General features: G+C 57.8%; 15 protein-coding genes. 10 read left to right on the top strand and 5 right to left on the bottom strand.

Annotation, left to right across the window (positions count from 1 at the left end; translation table 11 throughout):
- The first annotated feature begins 108 nt into the window (after nt 1-108).
- The 6 genes from lpdA to BK659_RS00570 all read left to right on the top strand — a co-directional run bounded on the left by lpdA (nt 109) and on the right by BK659_RS00570 (nt 6,877).
- Entirely contained in the window at nt 109-1,545 is a 1,437-nt protein-coding gene (gene lpdA / locus BK659_RS00595) for a dihydrolipoyl dehydrogenase (protein ID WP_123423266.1), read from the top strand.
- A 199-nt stretch (nt 1,546-1,744) separates the two neighbouring features.
- Nucleotides 1,745-2,911, top strand: a complete 1,167-nt coding sequence (gene sucC, locus BK659_RS00590; protein ID WP_008148602.1) for an ADP-forming succinate--CoA ligase subunit beta — start codon at nt 1,745-1,747, stop codon at nt 2,909-2,911.
- On the top strand, nt 2,911-3,792 hold the full coding sequence (gene sucD / locus BK659_RS00585; protein WP_123423265.1) for a succinate--CoA ligase subunit alpha: 882 nt from the start codon (nt 2,911-2,913) through the stop codon (nt 3,790-3,792). The genes sucC and sucD overlap by 1 nt, the downstream gene beginning before the upstream one ends.
- Nucleotides 3,793-4,203: 411 nt before the next feature.
- On the top strand, nt 4,204-5,517 hold the full coding sequence (gene brnQ / locus BK659_RS00580) for a branched-chain amino acid transport system II carrier protein (protein ID WP_123423264.1): 1,314 nt from the start codon (nt 4,204-4,206) through the stop codon (nt 5,515-5,517).
- A 221-nt stretch (nt 5,518-5,738) separates the two neighbouring features.
- Nucleotides 5,739-6,476 (top strand): DUF599 domain-containing protein, encoded by a 738-nt coding sequence (locus BK659_RS00575; protein WP_123423263.1) that lies wholly within the window; start codon nt 5,739-5,741, stop codon nt 6,474-6,476.
- Entirely contained in the window at nt 6,476-6,877 is a 402-nt protein-coding gene (locus BK659_RS00570; protein WP_123423262.1) for an MAPEG family protein, read from the top strand. Before BK659_RS00575 ends, BK659_RS00570 begins: the two co-directional genes overlap by 1 nt.
- A gap of 67 nt (nt 6,878-6,944) precedes the next feature.
- Here BK659_RS00570 and BK659_RS00565 read toward each other — a convergent pair whose 3' ends face one another.
- Entirely contained in the window at nt 6,945-7,184 is a 240-nt protein-coding gene (locus BK659_RS00565; protein ID WP_123423261.1) for a hypothetical protein, read from the bottom strand.
- A gap of 159 nt (nt 7,185-7,343) precedes the next feature.
- Between BK659_RS00565 and BK659_RS00560 the strand changes: the two genes are divergently transcribed.
- From BK659_RS00560 to BK659_RS00545, 4 genes are all read left to right on the top strand, one after another.
- Complete coding sequence (locus tag BK659_RS00560) at nt 7,344-7,820, top strand: PaaI family thioesterase (RefSeq protein ID WP_123423260.1); 477 nt, start codon at nt 7,344-7,346, stop codon at nt 7,818-7,820.
- Nucleotides 7,817-8,269 (top strand): PaaI family thioesterase, encoded by a 453-nt coding sequence (locus BK659_RS00555; protein WP_123423259.1) that lies wholly within the window; start codon nt 7,817-7,819, stop codon nt 8,267-8,269. Before BK659_RS00560 ends, BK659_RS00555 begins: the two co-directional genes overlap by 4 nt.
- An 89-nt stretch (nt 8,270-8,358) precedes the next feature.
- On the top strand, nt 8,359-10,263 hold the full coding sequence (gene htpG / locus BK659_RS00550) for a molecular chaperone HtpG (RefSeq protein WP_123423413.1): 1,905 nt from the start codon (nt 8,359-8,361) through the stop codon (nt 10,261-10,263).
- A 66-nt stretch (nt 10,264-10,329) separates the two neighbouring features.
- Nucleotides 10,330-11,058 carry a dienelactone hydrolase family protein gene (locus BK659_RS00545; RefSeq protein ID WP_123423258.1) on the top strand — a complete coding sequence of 243 codons (729 nt, stop codon included), beginning with the start codon at nt 10,330-10,332 and terminating at the stop codon, nt 11,056-11,058.
- Between the two features lie 160 nt (nt 11,059-11,218).
- Here the strand turns inward: BK659_RS00545 and BK659_RS00540 are convergent, their stop codons facing one another.
- The 4 genes from BK659_RS00540 to fabA form a co-directional block, all read right to left on the bottom strand.
- Nucleotides 11,219-12,079: a pirin family protein gene (locus BK659_RS00540; RefSeq protein WP_123423257.1), complete on the bottom strand. Its 861-nt coding sequence runs from the start codon at nt 12,077-12,079 to the stop codon at nt 11,219-11,221.
- A gap of 62 nt (nt 12,080-12,141) precedes the next feature.
- Nucleotides 12,142-12,558, bottom strand: a complete 417-nt coding sequence (locus BK659_RS00535) for an OsmC family protein (RefSeq protein ID WP_123423256.1) — start codon at nt 12,556-12,558, stop codon at nt 12,142-12,144.
- Nucleotides 12,559-12,719: 161 nt separating this feature from the next.
- Nucleotides 12,720-13,940, bottom strand: a complete 1,221-nt coding sequence (gene fabB, locus BK659_RS00530; RefSeq protein ID WP_123423255.1) for a beta-ketoacyl-ACP synthase I — start codon at nt 13,938-13,940, stop codon at nt 12,720-12,722.
- Nucleotides 13,941-13,951: 11 nt separating this feature from the next.
- Entirely contained in the window at nt 13,952-14,467 is a 516-nt protein-coding gene (fabA, locus tag BK659_RS00525) for a 3-hydroxyacyl-[acyl-carrier-protein] dehydratase FabA (RefSeq protein ID WP_010211704.1), read from the bottom strand.
- Nucleotides 14,468-14,600: the final 133 nt, after the last annotated feature.

Here is a 14,600-nt window from a genome sequence, read left to right as displayed (position 1 = left end):
TCGTTGCACGGGCCGTTCAGTGATGGGCGGCCTTTCTGTAATGACCAGCTTCGTCCCACGACGGTCCCCAAAAGGGGCCGTCCGGTTTGATTCGAGAAGGAATGACACATGACTCAGAAATTCGACGTGGTAGTGATTGGCGCGGGCCCTGGCGGCTACGTGGCTGCCATTAAAGCAGCGCAACTGGGCCTCACCACTGCCTGCATCGAGAAATACACCGACAAGGAAGGCAAACTGGCCCTCGGCGGTACTTGCCTGAACGTCGGCTGCATTCCGTCCAAGGCGCTGCTGGACAGCTCCTGGAAGTTTCACGAAGCGCAAGACGGCTTCGCGATCCACGGTATCAACCACGCTGGCGTGACCATGGACGTGCCAGCAATGGTCGGCCGCAAGGCCAACATCGTCAAAGGCCTGACCTCCGGCGTTGCTACCCTGTTCAAGGCTAACGGCGTGACCTCCCTGCAAGGCCACGGCAAACTGCTGGCCGGCAAGAAAGTCGAACTGACCAAGCCTGACGGTACTGTCGAAATCATCGAAGCCGAGAACGTGATCCTCGCTTCGGGCTCGCGTCCGATCGACATCCCACCGGCTCCGGTTGACCAGAAAGTCATCGTCGATTCGACTGGCGCTCTGGAATTCCAATCGGTTCCAAAACGTCTGGGCGTGATCGGCGCTGGCGTGATCGGTCTGGAACTGGGTTCGGTATGGTCCCGTCTGGGGGCTCAAGTGACTGTCCTGGAAGCCCTGGACACGTTCCTGATGGCTGCTGACACCGCCGTTTCCAAAGAAGCTCTGAAGACCCTGACCAAACAAGGTCTGGACATCAAGCTGGGCGCGCGCGTTACCGGTTCCAAAGTCAACGGCGAAGAAGTCGTGGTGACCTACACCGACGCCAACGGTGAACAGACCATCACTTTCGACAAGCTGATCGTAGCCGTTGGTCGCCGTCCAGTGACCACCGATCTGCTGGCAGCAGACTGCGGTGTGACCATTGACGAGCGTGGTTTTGTGTTCGTTGACGATCATTGCGCCACCAGCGTACCGGGCGTTTTCGCTATCGGTGACGTGGTTCGCGGCATGATGCTGGCACACAAGGCCTCGGAAGAGGGCATCATGGTTGTCGAGCGCATCAAGGGTCACAAGACCGAGATGAACTATGACCTGATCCCTTCGGTTATTTATACTCACCCGGAAATTGCATGGGTCGGTAAAACCGAGCAGGCCTTGAAAGCTGAAGGCGTTGAAGTTAACGTCGGCACTTTCCCGTTCGCAGCCTCTGGCCGTGCCATGGCAGCCAACGACACCGGTGGTTTCGTCAAAGTCATCGCCGATGCCAAGACTGACCGCGTACTGGGCGTCCACGTGATTGGCCCGAGCGCAGCAGAACTGGTACAGCAGGGCGCAATCGGCATGGAATTCGGCACTAGCGCCGAAGACCTGGGCATGATGGTTTTCTCCCATCCGACCCTGTCCGAAGCCTTGCACGAAGCAGCTCTGGCAGTGAATGGCGGCGCCATTCACATTGCCAATCGCAAGAAACGCTAAGCGGATAATAAGAAACCACGGCGGTTTGGCCCGTCGTGAGCCTTGCATGCAAGACTCACCGCGGAATATCCGCTGGACGCAGTCTTGCGTAGCTGCACCGGGTATCCGGAAAGGCTACGCAAGCAGCAGTCACAGGTGGTGCGGCACTTGAATGAGTGCAGCACCGAATGCGCAGTACCTAACGAAGACGGTAATAAGCATGAATCTTCACGAGTATCAGGGTAAGCAGCTGTTCGCTGAATACGGCCTGCCAGTATCCCAGGGTTTCGCCGTAGACACCCCGGAAGCAGCAGCAGAAGCGTGCGACAAAATCGGTGGGACCGAATGGGTTGTCAAAGCCCAGGTTCACGCTGGTGGTCGCGGCAAAGCGGGCGGCGTCAAGCTGGTTCGCAGCAAAGAAGACGCTAAAGCATTCGCTCAACAGTGGTTGGGCAAGCGTCTGGTGACTTACCAGACTGATGCCAATGGTCAGCCAGTCACCAAGATCCTGGTTGAATCGTGCACTGATATCGCTAAAGAGCTGTACCTGGGCGCTGTCGTTGACCGTTCGAGCCGTCGCATCGTGTTCATGGCTTCCACCGAAGGTGGCGTGGACATCGAGAAAATCGCTCACGACACCCCTGAGAAAATCCTCAAGGCCACTATCGATCCACTGGTTGGCGCTCAGCCATTCCAGGGTCGCGAGCTGGCATTCCAGCTGGGTCTGGAAGGCAAGCAAGTTGCTCAGTTCGCCAAGATCTTCGTAGGTCTGGCCAAGCTGTTCAAGGATCACGATCTGGCTCTGCTGGAAGTGAACCCGCTGGTGATCAAGGCTGACGGCGATCTGCACTGCCTGGACGCGAAGATCAACATCGACGCCAACGCCATGTACCGTCAGCCTAAGCTGAAGACTTTCCACGATCCGTCGCAAGACGATCCGCGCGAAGCGCACGCTGCCAAGTTCGAACTGAACTACGTAGCACTGGAAGGCAACATCGGTTGCATGGTCAACGGTGCTGGCCTGGCCATGGGTACCATGGACATCGTCAACCTGCATGGCGGCAAACCAGCCAACTTCCTCGACGTGGGCGGCGGTGCTACCAAAGAACGCGTTACCGAAGCGTTCAAGATCATCCTGTCCGACACTAACGTCGCTGCAGTATTGGTCAACATCTTCGGCGGCATCGTTCGCTGCGACATGATTGCCGAAGGCATCATCGGCGCTGTGAAAGAAGTCGGCGTGAAAATCCCGGTTGTTGTTCGCCTTGAAGGCAACAACGCTGAGCTGGGCGCTAAAGTACTGGCAGAAAGCGGTTTGAACATCATCGCTGCTACCAGCCTGACCGACGCTGCTCAACAAGTCGTTAAAGCTGCGGAGGGCAAATAATGAGCGTCCTGATCAATAAAGACACCAAAGTTATCTGCCAGGGTATTACCGGTTCGCAAGGTAGTTTCCACACCCAGCAAGCCATCGAGTACGGCACCAAGATGGTTGGCGGCGTAACTCCAGGCAAAGGCGGCACCACTCACCTGGACCTGCCTGTCTTCAACACCGTGAAAGACGCTGTAGCAGCCACTGGCGCCACCGCCAGCGTGATCTACGTTCCAGCTCCTTTCTGCAAGGATTCCATCCTTGAAGCAGCGTTCGGCGGCATCAAGCTGATCGTTTGCATCACTGAAGGCATTCCTACCCTGGACATGCTGGATGCCAAGGTCAAGTGCGACGAACTGGGCGTGATCCTGATCGGCCCTAACTGCCCAGGCGTGATCACTCCAGGCGAATGCAAGATCGGCATCATGCCAGGTCACATTCACTTGCCAGGCAAGGTCGGTATCGTTTCGCGTTCCGGCACCCTGACCTACGAAGCTGTGAAGCAGACTACTGACGCCGGTTTCGGTCAGTCGACTTGCGTCGGCATCGGTGGTGACCCGATCCCGGGTTCGAACTTCATCGACATCCTGAAACTGTTCCAGGAAGACCCGAAGACCGAAGCGATCGTGATGATCGGTGAGATCGGCGGTTCGGCTGAAGAAGAAGCGGCTGCCTACATCAAGGCACACGTGACCAAGCCGGTTGTTTCCTACATCGCTGGTGTGACTGCCCCTGCGGGCAAGCGCATGGGCCATGCTGGCGCAATCATCTCTGGCGGCAAAGGCACTGCAGACGAGAAGTTTGCTGCCCTGGAAGACGCAGGCGTTAAAACCGTGCGTTCGCTGGCAGACATCGGCAAGGCTCTGTCCGAGCTGACTGGCTGGGCGATGAAGTAAGCTCGCGCTTACCTTACGCTTCACCAGACAAAGGCCACCTTCGGGTGGCCTTTGTGCTTTCTGGGGTTTATCGGTTGTCAGTCATGGCCTCATCGCGAGCAAGCTCGCTCCCACATTGAATCTCAAGTGCTCACAAAACCTATGGGAGCGAGCTTGCTCGCGATGGCGGACTTACAATCGCCCACCATTTACATGCGAAAACACGACATAGGCATGTCGTGTATCGGATAGTTCGCCCTGTAACAGTGCGTTTGTCAGACAAATTCGTTACGCTAGCCGCCATTTTGCGTTTGCTGCCCACAAGGACGCTGCGCGCTAAACGGGTCAGTCCTATACGGACCGACAGCATTTCCCTCACCCATAAGGGAAATCCCTCTCTAAATTCCGATTCAGTAGTGTGGTATTTCCTTAATGAAAGTGTTGAAAGGCCAGGACATCCTGGCACTTGGCTTTATGACGTTTGCCCTGTTCGTCGGGGCTGGCAACATCATCTTCCCGCCTATCGTCGGTTTGCAGTCCGGACCTAATGTCTGGATGGCGGCGCTGGGTTTTCTGATCACTGCGGTCGGTCTGCCGGTGATCACCGTTGTCGCGCTGGCCAAGGTCGGTGGCGCCATGGATGCCTTGAGCAGCCCGATCGGTAAAGTCGCCGGTGGCGTGCTGGCGGCCGCGTGCTACCTTGCAGTCGGCCCGCTGTTCGCCACCCCGCGTACCGCGACCGTGTCTTTCGAAGTGGGCCTGGCACCACTGACTGGCGAAAGCCCGCTGGCGCTATTCCTCTACAGCTCGGTGTATTTCCTGCTGGTGTTCTTCATCTCGCTGTATCCGGGCCGTCTGCTGGACACCGTTGGCCGTTTCCTCGCGCCACTGAAGATCATTGCGCTGGCCGTGCTCGGCATCGCCGCGTTCGCCTTGCCGGCGGGCGACATCGGCACCGCGACGCCTGAGTACGTCGCTGCACCGTTCTCCCAGGGGTTCATCAATGGTTACCTGACCATGGATACCCTTGGCGCGCTGGTGTTCGGCATCGTTATCGTCAACGCCATTCGTTCCCGTGGCGTCGAGTCTCCAGCCTTGATCACTCGTTACGCGATCATTGCCGGGTTGATTGCCGGCGTCGGTCTGGCGTTGGTGTACGTGAGTCTGTTCCGTCTGGGTTCGGGCAGCCATGAAGTGGCTGCTGGCGCTACCAACGGCGCAGCGGTCTTGCACGCTTACGTGCAACACACCTTCGGTTCCCTGGGCAGCGGTTTCCTCGCGGTACTGATCTCCCTGGCGTGCCTGGTGACGGCAGTCGGCCTGACTTGCGCTTGCGCCGAGTACTTCAGTCGCGTGCTGCCACTGTCTTACAAGACGCTGGTGATCATCCTGGCGGCGTTCTCGCTGCTGGTGTCCAACCTGGGCCTGACCAAGCTGATCGCATTCTCGATCCCGGTACTGACCGCGATCTACCCACCGTGCATCGTCCTGGTGGCGCTGAGCTTCTGCAAAGACTTCTGGCTTGAGCAAGGCCGCATTGTCGGTCCGGTAATGCTGGTGTCGTTCCTGTTCGGCATGATCGACGCTCTCAAGGGCGCGGGTCTGGCGGACTGGATGCCAACTCAGTTGGCGCACTTGCCACTGGCCGAGCAAGGTCTGGCGTGGCTGGTGCCATGCGTCTTTACCCTGGTTGTCGCATTCGCCTGCGATCGTTTGCTGGGCAAGCGCAGCGAAGCCCTGGCTTAATGTTTCAAGGCCTGCCACAAGCGGGTCTTGCGCAACAACAGAAATGCCCCGTATCAATCGATACGGGGCATTTTTATTGCGCTTTTACAGATCAAATGTGGGAGCGAGCTTGCTCGCGATGAGGGCATAACATTCAATAGTGATGCTGACTGAAAGTTCGCAATCGCGAGCAAGCTCGCTCCCACAGTTTCTGTTTTCGGTTCACCTATCCAAGGACCTGCATGTCGTTCATCCACACCAACCTGATCCACATTCTTGCCGCGCTCTGGTTCGTCATCTGCTGGGGCGGTTACACCCGCTACGCTATCTGGAAGGGCCGCGATACCGCGTGCCTGGCCAGTGTGCTGCACTTGTATCGCGAAGACTGGATGCGCCGCATGCTGCTGCGTGACAACCGCATCGCTGACGCCAGTGTGGTGGGCAACCTGGAGCGTAACGCCTCGTTCTTCGCCTCGAGTACCTTGATTATCCTCGCCGGTATTCTCACGGTGCTGGGCTCCTCTGAGCGGGCGCTGTCATTGCTGGCGGATATTCCGATGGTGCAGCAGGCTTCCCAAGGCATGTCGGAGATCAAGTTGCTGTGCCTGGCGCTGGTATTCGTCTACGCCTTCTTCACCTTCAGTTGGTGCATGCGCCAATACAACTTCGCAGCGATTCTGATTGGCTCGGCGCCGATGATTGGCGAGCGCCACGTTTCCGAGCAGGAGCGCAAGGCCTTCGCTTCGCGCGCAGCGCGGGTGATTTCGATGGCCGCCAACCAATTCAACTTCGGCCTGCGTTCTTATTACTTCGGCATGACCATGCTCGCCTGGTTCGTCAGCCCATGGCTGTTCATGTTGATGAGTACCGGCGTGGTGCTGGTGTTGTATCGCCGGGAGTTTCATTCCGACGTGCTGGACGTCATGGTCTATACCCCTACGGAGGCGCCATTGCCTGAAGCGATCAAGGAGATGAGTTGATGAGTATTCCGTTCTGGTGCGTGTTTATCAGTGCCGTGCTGATTTACGTCGCCCGAATGCCGGTGGCCAAGGCCATGAAAGAGCAGGGTGGTTATAACAATCACCTGCCACGCACGCAGCAAGCGCAGCTCACAGGCTTCGGCGCTCGCGCACTGGCCGCGCATCAGAACAGTTTCGAGGCCTTCATATTGTTTGCGGTCGGGGTGTTGATGGCGCACACCACGCAAACGGCGGGGTGGCTGATCGACTCGCTGGCAATCATCTTTGTGATTGCCCGGGTGATCTACTTGCTGTGCTACTGGGCAGACTTGGCCTGGCAACGAAGTCTGCTGTGGTTTGTTGGCTTGGTCTGTTCGTTTTTGCTGATGCTTAGTCCGACCTTGCGCACGCTGTTGCTCTAACACTTTATCGACGCGCAAAGTAAAGCCCGCACTTGGCGGGCTTTACTTTTGCAGCGCTAAAACCCGATTAGTTGGTTTTAGGAGCGGCTTCTTCAGTGGCTGCTTTTTTCGAATCAACCTGAGCTTTGGCAGCATCGGCGGCTTCTTTCGCAGCGTCGTTCACTTTATCCTGAGCTTCGCTGATTTTTTGCTGGGCTTGTTCAGCATGTTGGGTGGCTTCTTGAGCTTTGTCCTCGGGTTTTTTACCGCAGGCAGCGAGGCCGAGGGAAGCGGTCAACATCAAGGCAATAGCTAAAGTCTTACGCATGGGGTGTTTCTCCTGGTGGAAAGTATCTACTTGCCCTTTCGAACGCACCGCCGTGGGTTAAGTTCCATGTTTCCTACAGATATATAAGTTTTATCTGAACGGAACTTTTTCTTAGTCCCTTTACTGCTATGCAGCGACACTAAAAAGAGCCCTTATCGAATGACCGACAACCCCATTTTCGAGCGAGCGACGCGGTTCTTATCGGCGCTGCGGCATTGCCAGGTACTCGGGTTGCGTGTGCACAGCGCCAGTAACGACGGGCTGACGATCACGTTGCCGTACAGCCCGCAGATCGTTGGTAATCCGCAGACCGGTGTGATTCATGGTGGCGCCATCACCTCGTTGATGGACACTGCGTGCGGCATGGCAACGCTGTGTGTTTTGCCGGAGTTCGAGGTTTGTCCGACTCTGGATCTGCGTATCGACTACATGCACCCCGCCGAGCCGCATAAAGAGGTGCATGGTTTCGCCCAGTGCTACCGGGTGACGACCGATGTGATCTTTACGCGCGGGTTCGCCTACCAGGATGATCCGGATCAGCCGATCGCCCACGTGGTCGGGACCTTCATGCGTATGGGCAAGGGCGTCAAAGGCACCAAAGGTTTTGGTGGCGTCATCAGTGGTGGTACGAAATGACTGATAATTTCAAAGAACAATTGCAGCAGGCTCACGAGCGTGGGGATTACGCCTCGCTGCTGCAGCTGATTCCTTACGCCAAGCTGATTGGCGTCGAGTGCTCGCGTCTGGGCGATGAGCTGCTTTTTCGTCTGCCGGCGAACAAGGACAATATCGGTAACCCTTTGCTGCCAGCGATTCATGGCGGCGTGATTGCAGGCTTCATGGAACTGGCGGCGGCCCTGCATTTACTGATCTTCACCGGTTCCCCCGGTGTGCCGAAAATCATCGATTTCTCGCTCGATTATCTGCGTGCCGGGCAGTTTCGCGACACCTACGCCAAATGCCAGGTGTGCCGTCAGGGGCGGCGGGTCGCCAACGTTGCGATAACCGCCTGGCAGAGCACCCAGGCCGAGCCGATTGCCACGGCGCGTGCGCATTTCAAGATTGAAGAGACCCCCAGCCCTTGAAATCCCCGTCATAGCCCCCAACTCTGATGACATCCCGCCGCCACCCCCTCTGGGTGCGGCCACTGCCATCCAATCGGAGTTTGATGACCATGAGCGTGGAAACTCAAAAGGAAACCCTGGGCTTCCAGACCGAGGTGAAGCAACTGCTGCACCTGATGATCCATTCGCTGTATTCCAACAAGGAAATTTTCCTTCGCGAACTGATCTCCAACGCCTCCGACGCTGTCGACAAATTACGTTTCGAAGCCCTGTCCAAGCCTGAGTTGCTGGAAGGTGGCGCCGAACTGAAAATCCGTGTGAGCTTCGACAAGGACGCCAAAACCGTCACCCTCGAAGACAACGGTATCGGCATGAGCCGTGACGATGTCGTGACCCACCTGGGCACCATCGCCAAATCCGGCACTGCCGATTTCATGAAACACCTGTCCGGCGATCAGAAGAAAGATTCGCACCTGATCGGTCAGTTCGGCGTGGGTTTCTACTCGGCATTCATCGTTGCCGATAAAGTTGACGTATTCAGCCGCCGTGCAGGCTGTGCTGCCAGCGAAGGCGTGCACTGGTCGTCCAAGGGCGAAGGCGAATTCGACGTCGCCACCGTCGATAAGGAAGACCGCGGTACGCGCATCGTCCTGCACCTGAAGTCCGCTGAAGACGAATTCGCCGATGGCTGGCGTCTGCGCAACATCATCAAGAAGTACTCCGATCACATCGCTTTGCCGATCGAATTGCCGAAAGAAGTGACGGCTGCCGAAGGCGAAGAGACTCCTGCCGTTGAATGGGAAACCGTCAACCGCGCCAGCGCGCTGTGGACCCGTCCGCGTACTGAAGTAAAAGACGAGGAATACCAGGAGTTCTACAAACACATCGCTCACGATTTCGAGAACCCGCTGAGCTGGAGTCACAACAAGGTCGAAGGCAAGCTGGAGTACAACTCGCTGCTTTACGTGCCGGCCCGTGCTCCGTTCGACCTGTATCAGCGTGAAGCGCCACGTGGCCTGAAGCTGTACGTGCAGCGCGTGTTCGTCATGGACCAGGCTGAGTCGTTCCTGCCGCTGTACCTGCGCTTCATCAAAGGTGTGGTCGACTCCAATGACCTGTCGCTGAACGTGTCGCGGGAAATCCTGCAGAAAGACCCGATCATCGATTCGATGAAGTCGGCGCTGACCAAACGCGTTCTGGACATGCTGGAAAAACTGGCGAAGAACGAGCCTGAGCAATACAAAGGCTTCTGGAAAAACTTCGGTCAGGTCATGAAAGAAGGCCCGGCTGAAGATTTCGCCAACAAAGAGAAAATCGCTGGCCTGCTGCGCTTCGCCTCCACCCAGGGTGAAGAGGGCGAGCAAGTGGTCGCACTGGCCGAATACCTGGCTCGCGCCAAGGAAGGTCAGGACAAGATCTACTACCTGACCGGCGAAACCTACGCACAGGTCAAGAACAGCCCGCACCTGGAAGTCTTCCGCAAGAAAGGCATCGAAGTGCTGCTGCTGACCGACCGTATCGACGAGTGGCTGATGAGCTACCTCAGCGAGTTCGACGGCAAGAGCTTTGTCGACGTGGCACGCGGTGATCTGGATCTGGGCAACCTGGACTCGGCAGAGGACAAGAAAGCCGCAGAAGAAGTCGCCAAGAGCAAAGAAGGCCTGGTTGAGCGGATCAAGACTGCGCTGGGTGAAACCGTCAGCGAAGTGCGGGTTTCTCACCGTCTGACCGATTCCCCGGCGATTCTGGCCATCGGTGAGCAGGACCTGGGCATGCAAATGCGTCAGATCCTCGAAGCCAGCGGTCAGAAAGTTCCGGATTCCAAGCCGATCTTCGAATTCAACCCGGCTCACCCGCTGATCGAAAAACTCGACGGTGAGCAGAGCGAAGAGCGTTTTGGCGACTTGTCGCACATCCTCTTCGATCAGGCAGCCCTGGCTGCCGGCGACAGCTTGAAAGACCCGGCCGCTTATGTGCGCCGTCTGAACAAGCTGCTGGTTGAACTGTCGGTTTAACCGCGTTAAATAAAAACCCGCTTCGGCGGGTTTTTTCATTCTGGTGTTTCTTTACGGGAGTTAGTCATGAGCCAGGTTACTGTGCGTTCCGTGGTCTATCAGGTTGATGGTCAGTCTTACGAAGGTCGTCTGGCGTTCGATGCCAGCCACACAGGTCCGCGTCCGGGCTTGCTGATGGCACCGAACTGGATGGGCGTCAGCGCCGGGGCCGAGAAAATTGCCCAGGAGGTCGCCGCCAAAGGTTATGTGGTGTTGATTGCTGACCTGTATGGGCAGACGGTTCGCCCGCAAAACGGCGATGAGGCGGGTGCGGCGATGATGCCGCTGAAGAATGACCGTGCGTTGCTGCGCAAGCGCATGCAGGCGGCATTCGCTGCCTTGCAGAGCCAGAGTGAGGCAGCAGTCGATACCTCGAAACTGGCGACATTCGGTTTCTGCTTCGGCGGTTGCTGTGCTCTGGAGCTGGCCCGTACCGGCGCGCCGCTCAAGGCTGCGGTGTCGTTCCATGGCACCTTGGACACACCGAATCCTGCCGATGCGAAAAACATCAAAGGCTCGGTGCTGGTATTGCACGGTGCTGCCGATCCATTGGTTGCAAAAGAGCAGCTGCCGGCCTTCGAAGCTGAAATGAACGCTGCGGATGTGGATTGGCAATTGCTGAGCTACGGCGGCGCGGTGCATTCCTTTACCGACCCGCACGCCAAGGTGCCGGGCATGATGATGTACGACGCCAAAACCGCCAGGCGGGCCTTTGTGTCGATGCATAATTTGCTGGAAGAAGTGTTTAGCGGCTGATTGCTGTTTTTAGCCTTGGCATCGTGGTGTCAGGGCTGGCCTCATCGCGAGCAAGCTCGCTCCCACATTTGACCGAGTCGTACACAAGATTAACGGTCGGCGCCAATACAGTGTGGGAGCGAGCTTGCTCGCGATGGCGGTGTGACTAACACCGAAGATCTTAAGGGAGTTCGATTCGCTCGCTTTCGCCCGGCACCGTCGGCCAATCCCCGGCCGCCCAGCGTCGGCGGGCCTCATCGATTACCGCTGGATCGCTGGCGACGAAATTCCAGTTGATCCGTCGCGGTCCGTCCATGGGCGCGCCGCCGAACAGCATGGCGTGGCAATCGCTTTCGGCGAACAGGTCCATTTCCTCCCCGGCGGGCAGCACCACCAGCGAGTGCGGTTCAATCGGCTCGCCATTGAGTTGGGCATCACCGTCCAGCACGTAAAGCGCGCGTTCTTCATGTTCCGTGGGGATCAGCAGCGTCGTCGCCGTTTTCAACTCAAGCTCTGCGTACAACGTAGGCGAGAGCACCGGCACCGGTGACTCCAGGCAGAACCCTTTCCCGGCAATCATCCTGATCTTTACCCCAAGATTCTCGCTGACCGGCAGGCTGGCGGCCGGATGATGGCTGTAATGGCCCGGGCCTTGTTCGTGCTCTTTAGGCGAGGCCAGCCAGATTTGCAGGCCGTGCATCTTGAAATCGGTGTCCAACAGCGCTTTCGGTGTGCGCTCGACGTGAGCTATCGCACTGCCTGCGGTCATCCAGCTGACGTCACCCGGTTTCACGATCTGATCAGAGCCCAGGCTGTCCTTGTGCTGGAGTTCGCCTTCAAACAGGTAGGTGAGGGTGGACAGACCGATGTGCGGATGCTGGCGGATGTTCATGCCACGACCTGCCGGATAGCGGGTTTCGAGCATGTGATCGAAAAACACGAAAGGTCCGACGCTGCGGCATTGGGCCGACGGCAACTGGCGCAGGATCGGTTGGCCTTCGACATCTTCGGTGCGTGGGCGGATCACGAGCGGACTGTTCATGGTGCATTCCAGGCTGTACGAGTGATGCCGTTGAGCATAACCCGCACAGCCTGTGCTTGCCGCTATTGGCTGAAGGCGCCTTCAGACAGGAGAGTCTCGATGGTCACTTCGCTGGTGGTCATCAGCTTGTGCACCGGGCAACGGTCGGCCACGCGGTGCAACTCTTCGCGCTGGGCGTCGGTGAGCACGCCCTTGAGGGTCAGTTTGACCTGCAGTGCGTATTTGCCTTTCTGCTCCTGGCTGTTGTCGCGTTTGACCTCGACCGTGACGCCGGTCAGCGGGATTTCCTTCTTCTGTGCGTAAAGCTTGAGGGTCAGTGCCTTGCACGCCCCCAGCGCCGCATCGAAGTAATCGTGGGGCTCTGGCGCGGAGCCTTCGCCGCCGAAGGCTTTGGGCACGTCGGCGAAAAGTTGATGGTCGTCGATCTGGATGCTGTGACGAAAACCTTCGCTGGATTCTGTATTGACGGTAATGGTCATGACAAACCTCATAAGCAGTAGGAAAGAGTACGCGTCAGGAAAAGACCTTGCAGTTATAGAACATCCGGCGATTCAGGCGTTCCACTGGCTTATCGATCGCCCAATAAAAAACGCCCCGAACCAGTCGGGGCGTTTTTATGTGCAGTGAAAGCAGCGGGGCGTTATTTGCCCTGCCAGCGCTTCAGGACCAGGGTGGCGTTGGTGCCGCCGAAGCCGAAGCTGTTGCTCATCACGGTGTTGATGGTGGCGTCTTCGCGAGTCTTGGTCAGGATTGGCATGTCAGCCACTTCCGGATCCAGTTCGTCGATGTTGGCAGAACCTGCCATGAAGTTGCCTTCCATCATCAGCATGCAGTAGATCGCTTCGTGAACGCCGGCGGCGCCCAGGGAGTGACCCGACAGGCTCTTGGTGGAGCTGATGGCCGGAGCCTTGTCGCCGAAGACTTCACGTACACCTTTCATTTCCGCGACGTCGCCGACCGGAGTCGAAGTGCCGTGGGTGTTCAGGTAGTCGATCGGCGTGTCGACGGTGGACATGGCCATCTGCATGCAGCGGATGGCACCTTCGCCGCTTGGAGCGACCATGTCGTAGCCGTCGGAGGTCGCGCCGTAGCCGACGATTTCCGCGTAGATCTTCGCGCCACGGGCCAGAGCGTGTTCCAGCTCTTCGACCACGACCATGCCGCCACCGCCGGCGATGACAAAACCGTCACGCTTGGCGTCGTAGGCACGGGAGGCTTTTTCCGGTGTCTCGTTGTACTGGCTGGACAGTGCGCCCATGGCGTCGAACAGGAACGATTGGCTCCAATGCTCTTCTTCACCGCCACCTGCGAACACGATGTCCTGCTTGCCCATCTGGATCTGTTCCATGGCGGTACCGATGCAGTGAGCACTGGTGGCGCAGGCAGAAGCGATGGAGTAGTTCAGGCCCTTGATCTTGAATGGCGTGGCCAGGCAAGCGGAAACCGTGCTGCTCATGGTCCGCGTAACGCGGTATGGGCCAACGCGCTTGACGCCTTTTTCGCGCAGGATATCCAGCGCTTCCATCTGGTTCAGGGTCGATGCGCCACCGGAGCCGGCGATCAGGCCGGTGCGCGGGTTGGAAACCTGCTCGTCGGTCAGGCCGGAGTCAGTGATGGCGTCTTTCATGGCCAGGTAGGCGTAAGCCGCAGCGTGGCCGACGAAGCGATAGATCTTGCGATCGATCAGCTCTTCGAGTGGCAGGTCAATGGAGCCGGAAACCTGGCTACGCAGACCCATTTCGGCATATTCCGGGTTGAACCGGATGCCAGGGCGACTTGCACGCAGGTTAGCGGAGACGGTCTCTTTGTCATTGCCCAGGCACGAAACGATGCCCAGACCAGTGATAACGACGCGGCGCATGCGGATAACCCTTAGAAGTTGTCAGTGGATGTGAATACGCCGACCCGAAGGCCTTCGGCGGTGTAGATCTCGCGGCCGTCGACGCTGACCGAACCATCGGCGATGGCCAGGTTCAGCTTGCCCTTCAGAACGCGTTTGATCTGGATGTTATAGGTGACTTTTTTGGCGGTCGGCAGAACCTGGCCGAAGAATTTCACTTCGCCCGAGCCCAGGGCGCGGCCGCGGCCCGGCAGACCTTGCCAGCCGAGGAAGAAACCGACCAGTTGCCACATGGCGTCGAGGCCCAGGCAGCCTGGCATCACCGGGTCACCTTCGAAGTGGCAGGCGAAGAACCACAGGTCCGGAGTGATATCCAGCTCGGCGACCAATTCACCTTTGCCGTACTTGCCACCTTCTTCGCTGATATGAGTGATGCGATCCACCATCAGCATGTTCGGGGCGGGCAGTTGCGCGTTACCAGGGCCGAACAGCTCACCGCGACTGCAGCGCAGCAGGTCTTCCCGGGTAAAGGCGTTTTGTTTGGTCATGCGAGCTCCTCAATAATCCCATGCGGCAGGTGGGGCAAATCTTCCCGGCCGATCGAAGCATTCATGCTTCGAATTGGCAGCCTACTCATAGACTATTGCGTTGTGGTGAAAGTCACAGCACAAGGGACATGAA

It is taken from the genome of Pseudomonas brassicacearum (assembly GCF_003732225.1).
GTDB classification, from domain to species: Bacteria; Pseudomonadota; Gammaproteobacteria; order Pseudomonadales; family Pseudomonadaceae; genus Aquipseudomonas; species Aquipseudomonas brassicacearum_E.
The sequence above is the reverse complement of the archived record's forward strand: the minus strand, read 5'-3'. Positions and strand labels throughout refer to the sequence as shown.

What these genes read in the sequence shown, in the direction of transcription:
- lpdA (WP_123423266.1), top strand. Translation starts at nt 109, where the DNA reads ATGACTCAGAAATTCGACGTGGTAGTGATTGGCGCGGGCCCTGGCGGC.
- sucC (WP_008148602.1), top strand. Translation starts at nt 1,745, where the DNA reads ATGAATCTTCACGAGTATCAGGGTAAGCAGCTGTTCGCTGAATACGGC.
- sucD (WP_123423265.1), top strand. Translation starts at nt 2,911, where the DNA reads ATGAGCGTCCTGATCAATAAAGACACCAAAGTTATCTGCCAGGGTATT.
- brnQ (WP_123423264.1), top strand. Translation starts at nt 4,204, where the DNA reads ATGAAAGTGTTGAAAGGCCAGGACATCCTGGCACTTGGCTTTATGACG.
- BK659_RS00575 (WP_123423263.1), top strand. Translation starts at nt 5,739, where the DNA reads ATGTCGTTCATCCACACCAACCTGATCCACATTCTTGCCGCGCTCTGG.
- BK659_RS00570 (WP_123423262.1), top strand. Translation starts at nt 6,476, where the DNA reads ATGAGTATTCCGTTCTGGTGCGTGTTTATCAGTGCCGTGCTGATTTAC.
- BK659_RS00565 (WP_123423261.1), bottom strand. Translation starts at nt 7,184, where the DNA reads ATGCGTAAGACTTTAGCTATTGCCTTGATGTTGACCGCTTCCCTCGGC.
- BK659_RS00560 (WP_123423260.1), top strand. Translation starts at nt 7,344, where the DNA reads ATGACCGACAACCCCATTTTCGAGCGAGCGACGCGGTTCTTATCGGCG.
- BK659_RS00555 (WP_123423259.1), top strand. Translation starts at nt 7,817, where the DNA reads ATGACTGATAATTTCAAAGAACAATTGCAGCAGGCTCACGAGCGTGGG.
- htpG (WP_123423413.1), top strand. Translation starts at nt 8,359, where the DNA reads ATGAGCGTGGAAACTCAAAAGGAAACCCTGGGCTTCCAGACCGAGGTG.
- BK659_RS00545 (WP_123423258.1), top strand. Translation starts at nt 10,330, where the DNA reads ATGAGCCAGGTTACTGTGCGTTCCGTGGTCTATCAGGTTGATGGTCAG.
- BK659_RS00540 (WP_123423257.1), bottom strand. Translation starts at nt 12,079, where the DNA reads ATGAACAGTCCGCTCGTGATCCGCCCACGCACCGAAGATGTCGAAGGC.
- BK659_RS00535 (WP_123423256.1), bottom strand. Translation starts at nt 12,558, where the DNA reads ATGACCATTACCGTCAATACAGAATCCAGCGAAGGTTTTCGTCACAGC.
- fabB (WP_123423255.1), bottom strand. Translation starts at nt 13,940, where the DNA reads ATGCGCCGCGTCGTTATCACTGGTCTGGGCATCGTTTCGTGCCTGGGC.
- fabA (WP_010211704.1), bottom strand. Translation starts at nt 14,467, where the DNA reads ATGACCAAACAAAACGCCTTTACCCGGGAAGACCTGCTGCGCTGCAGT.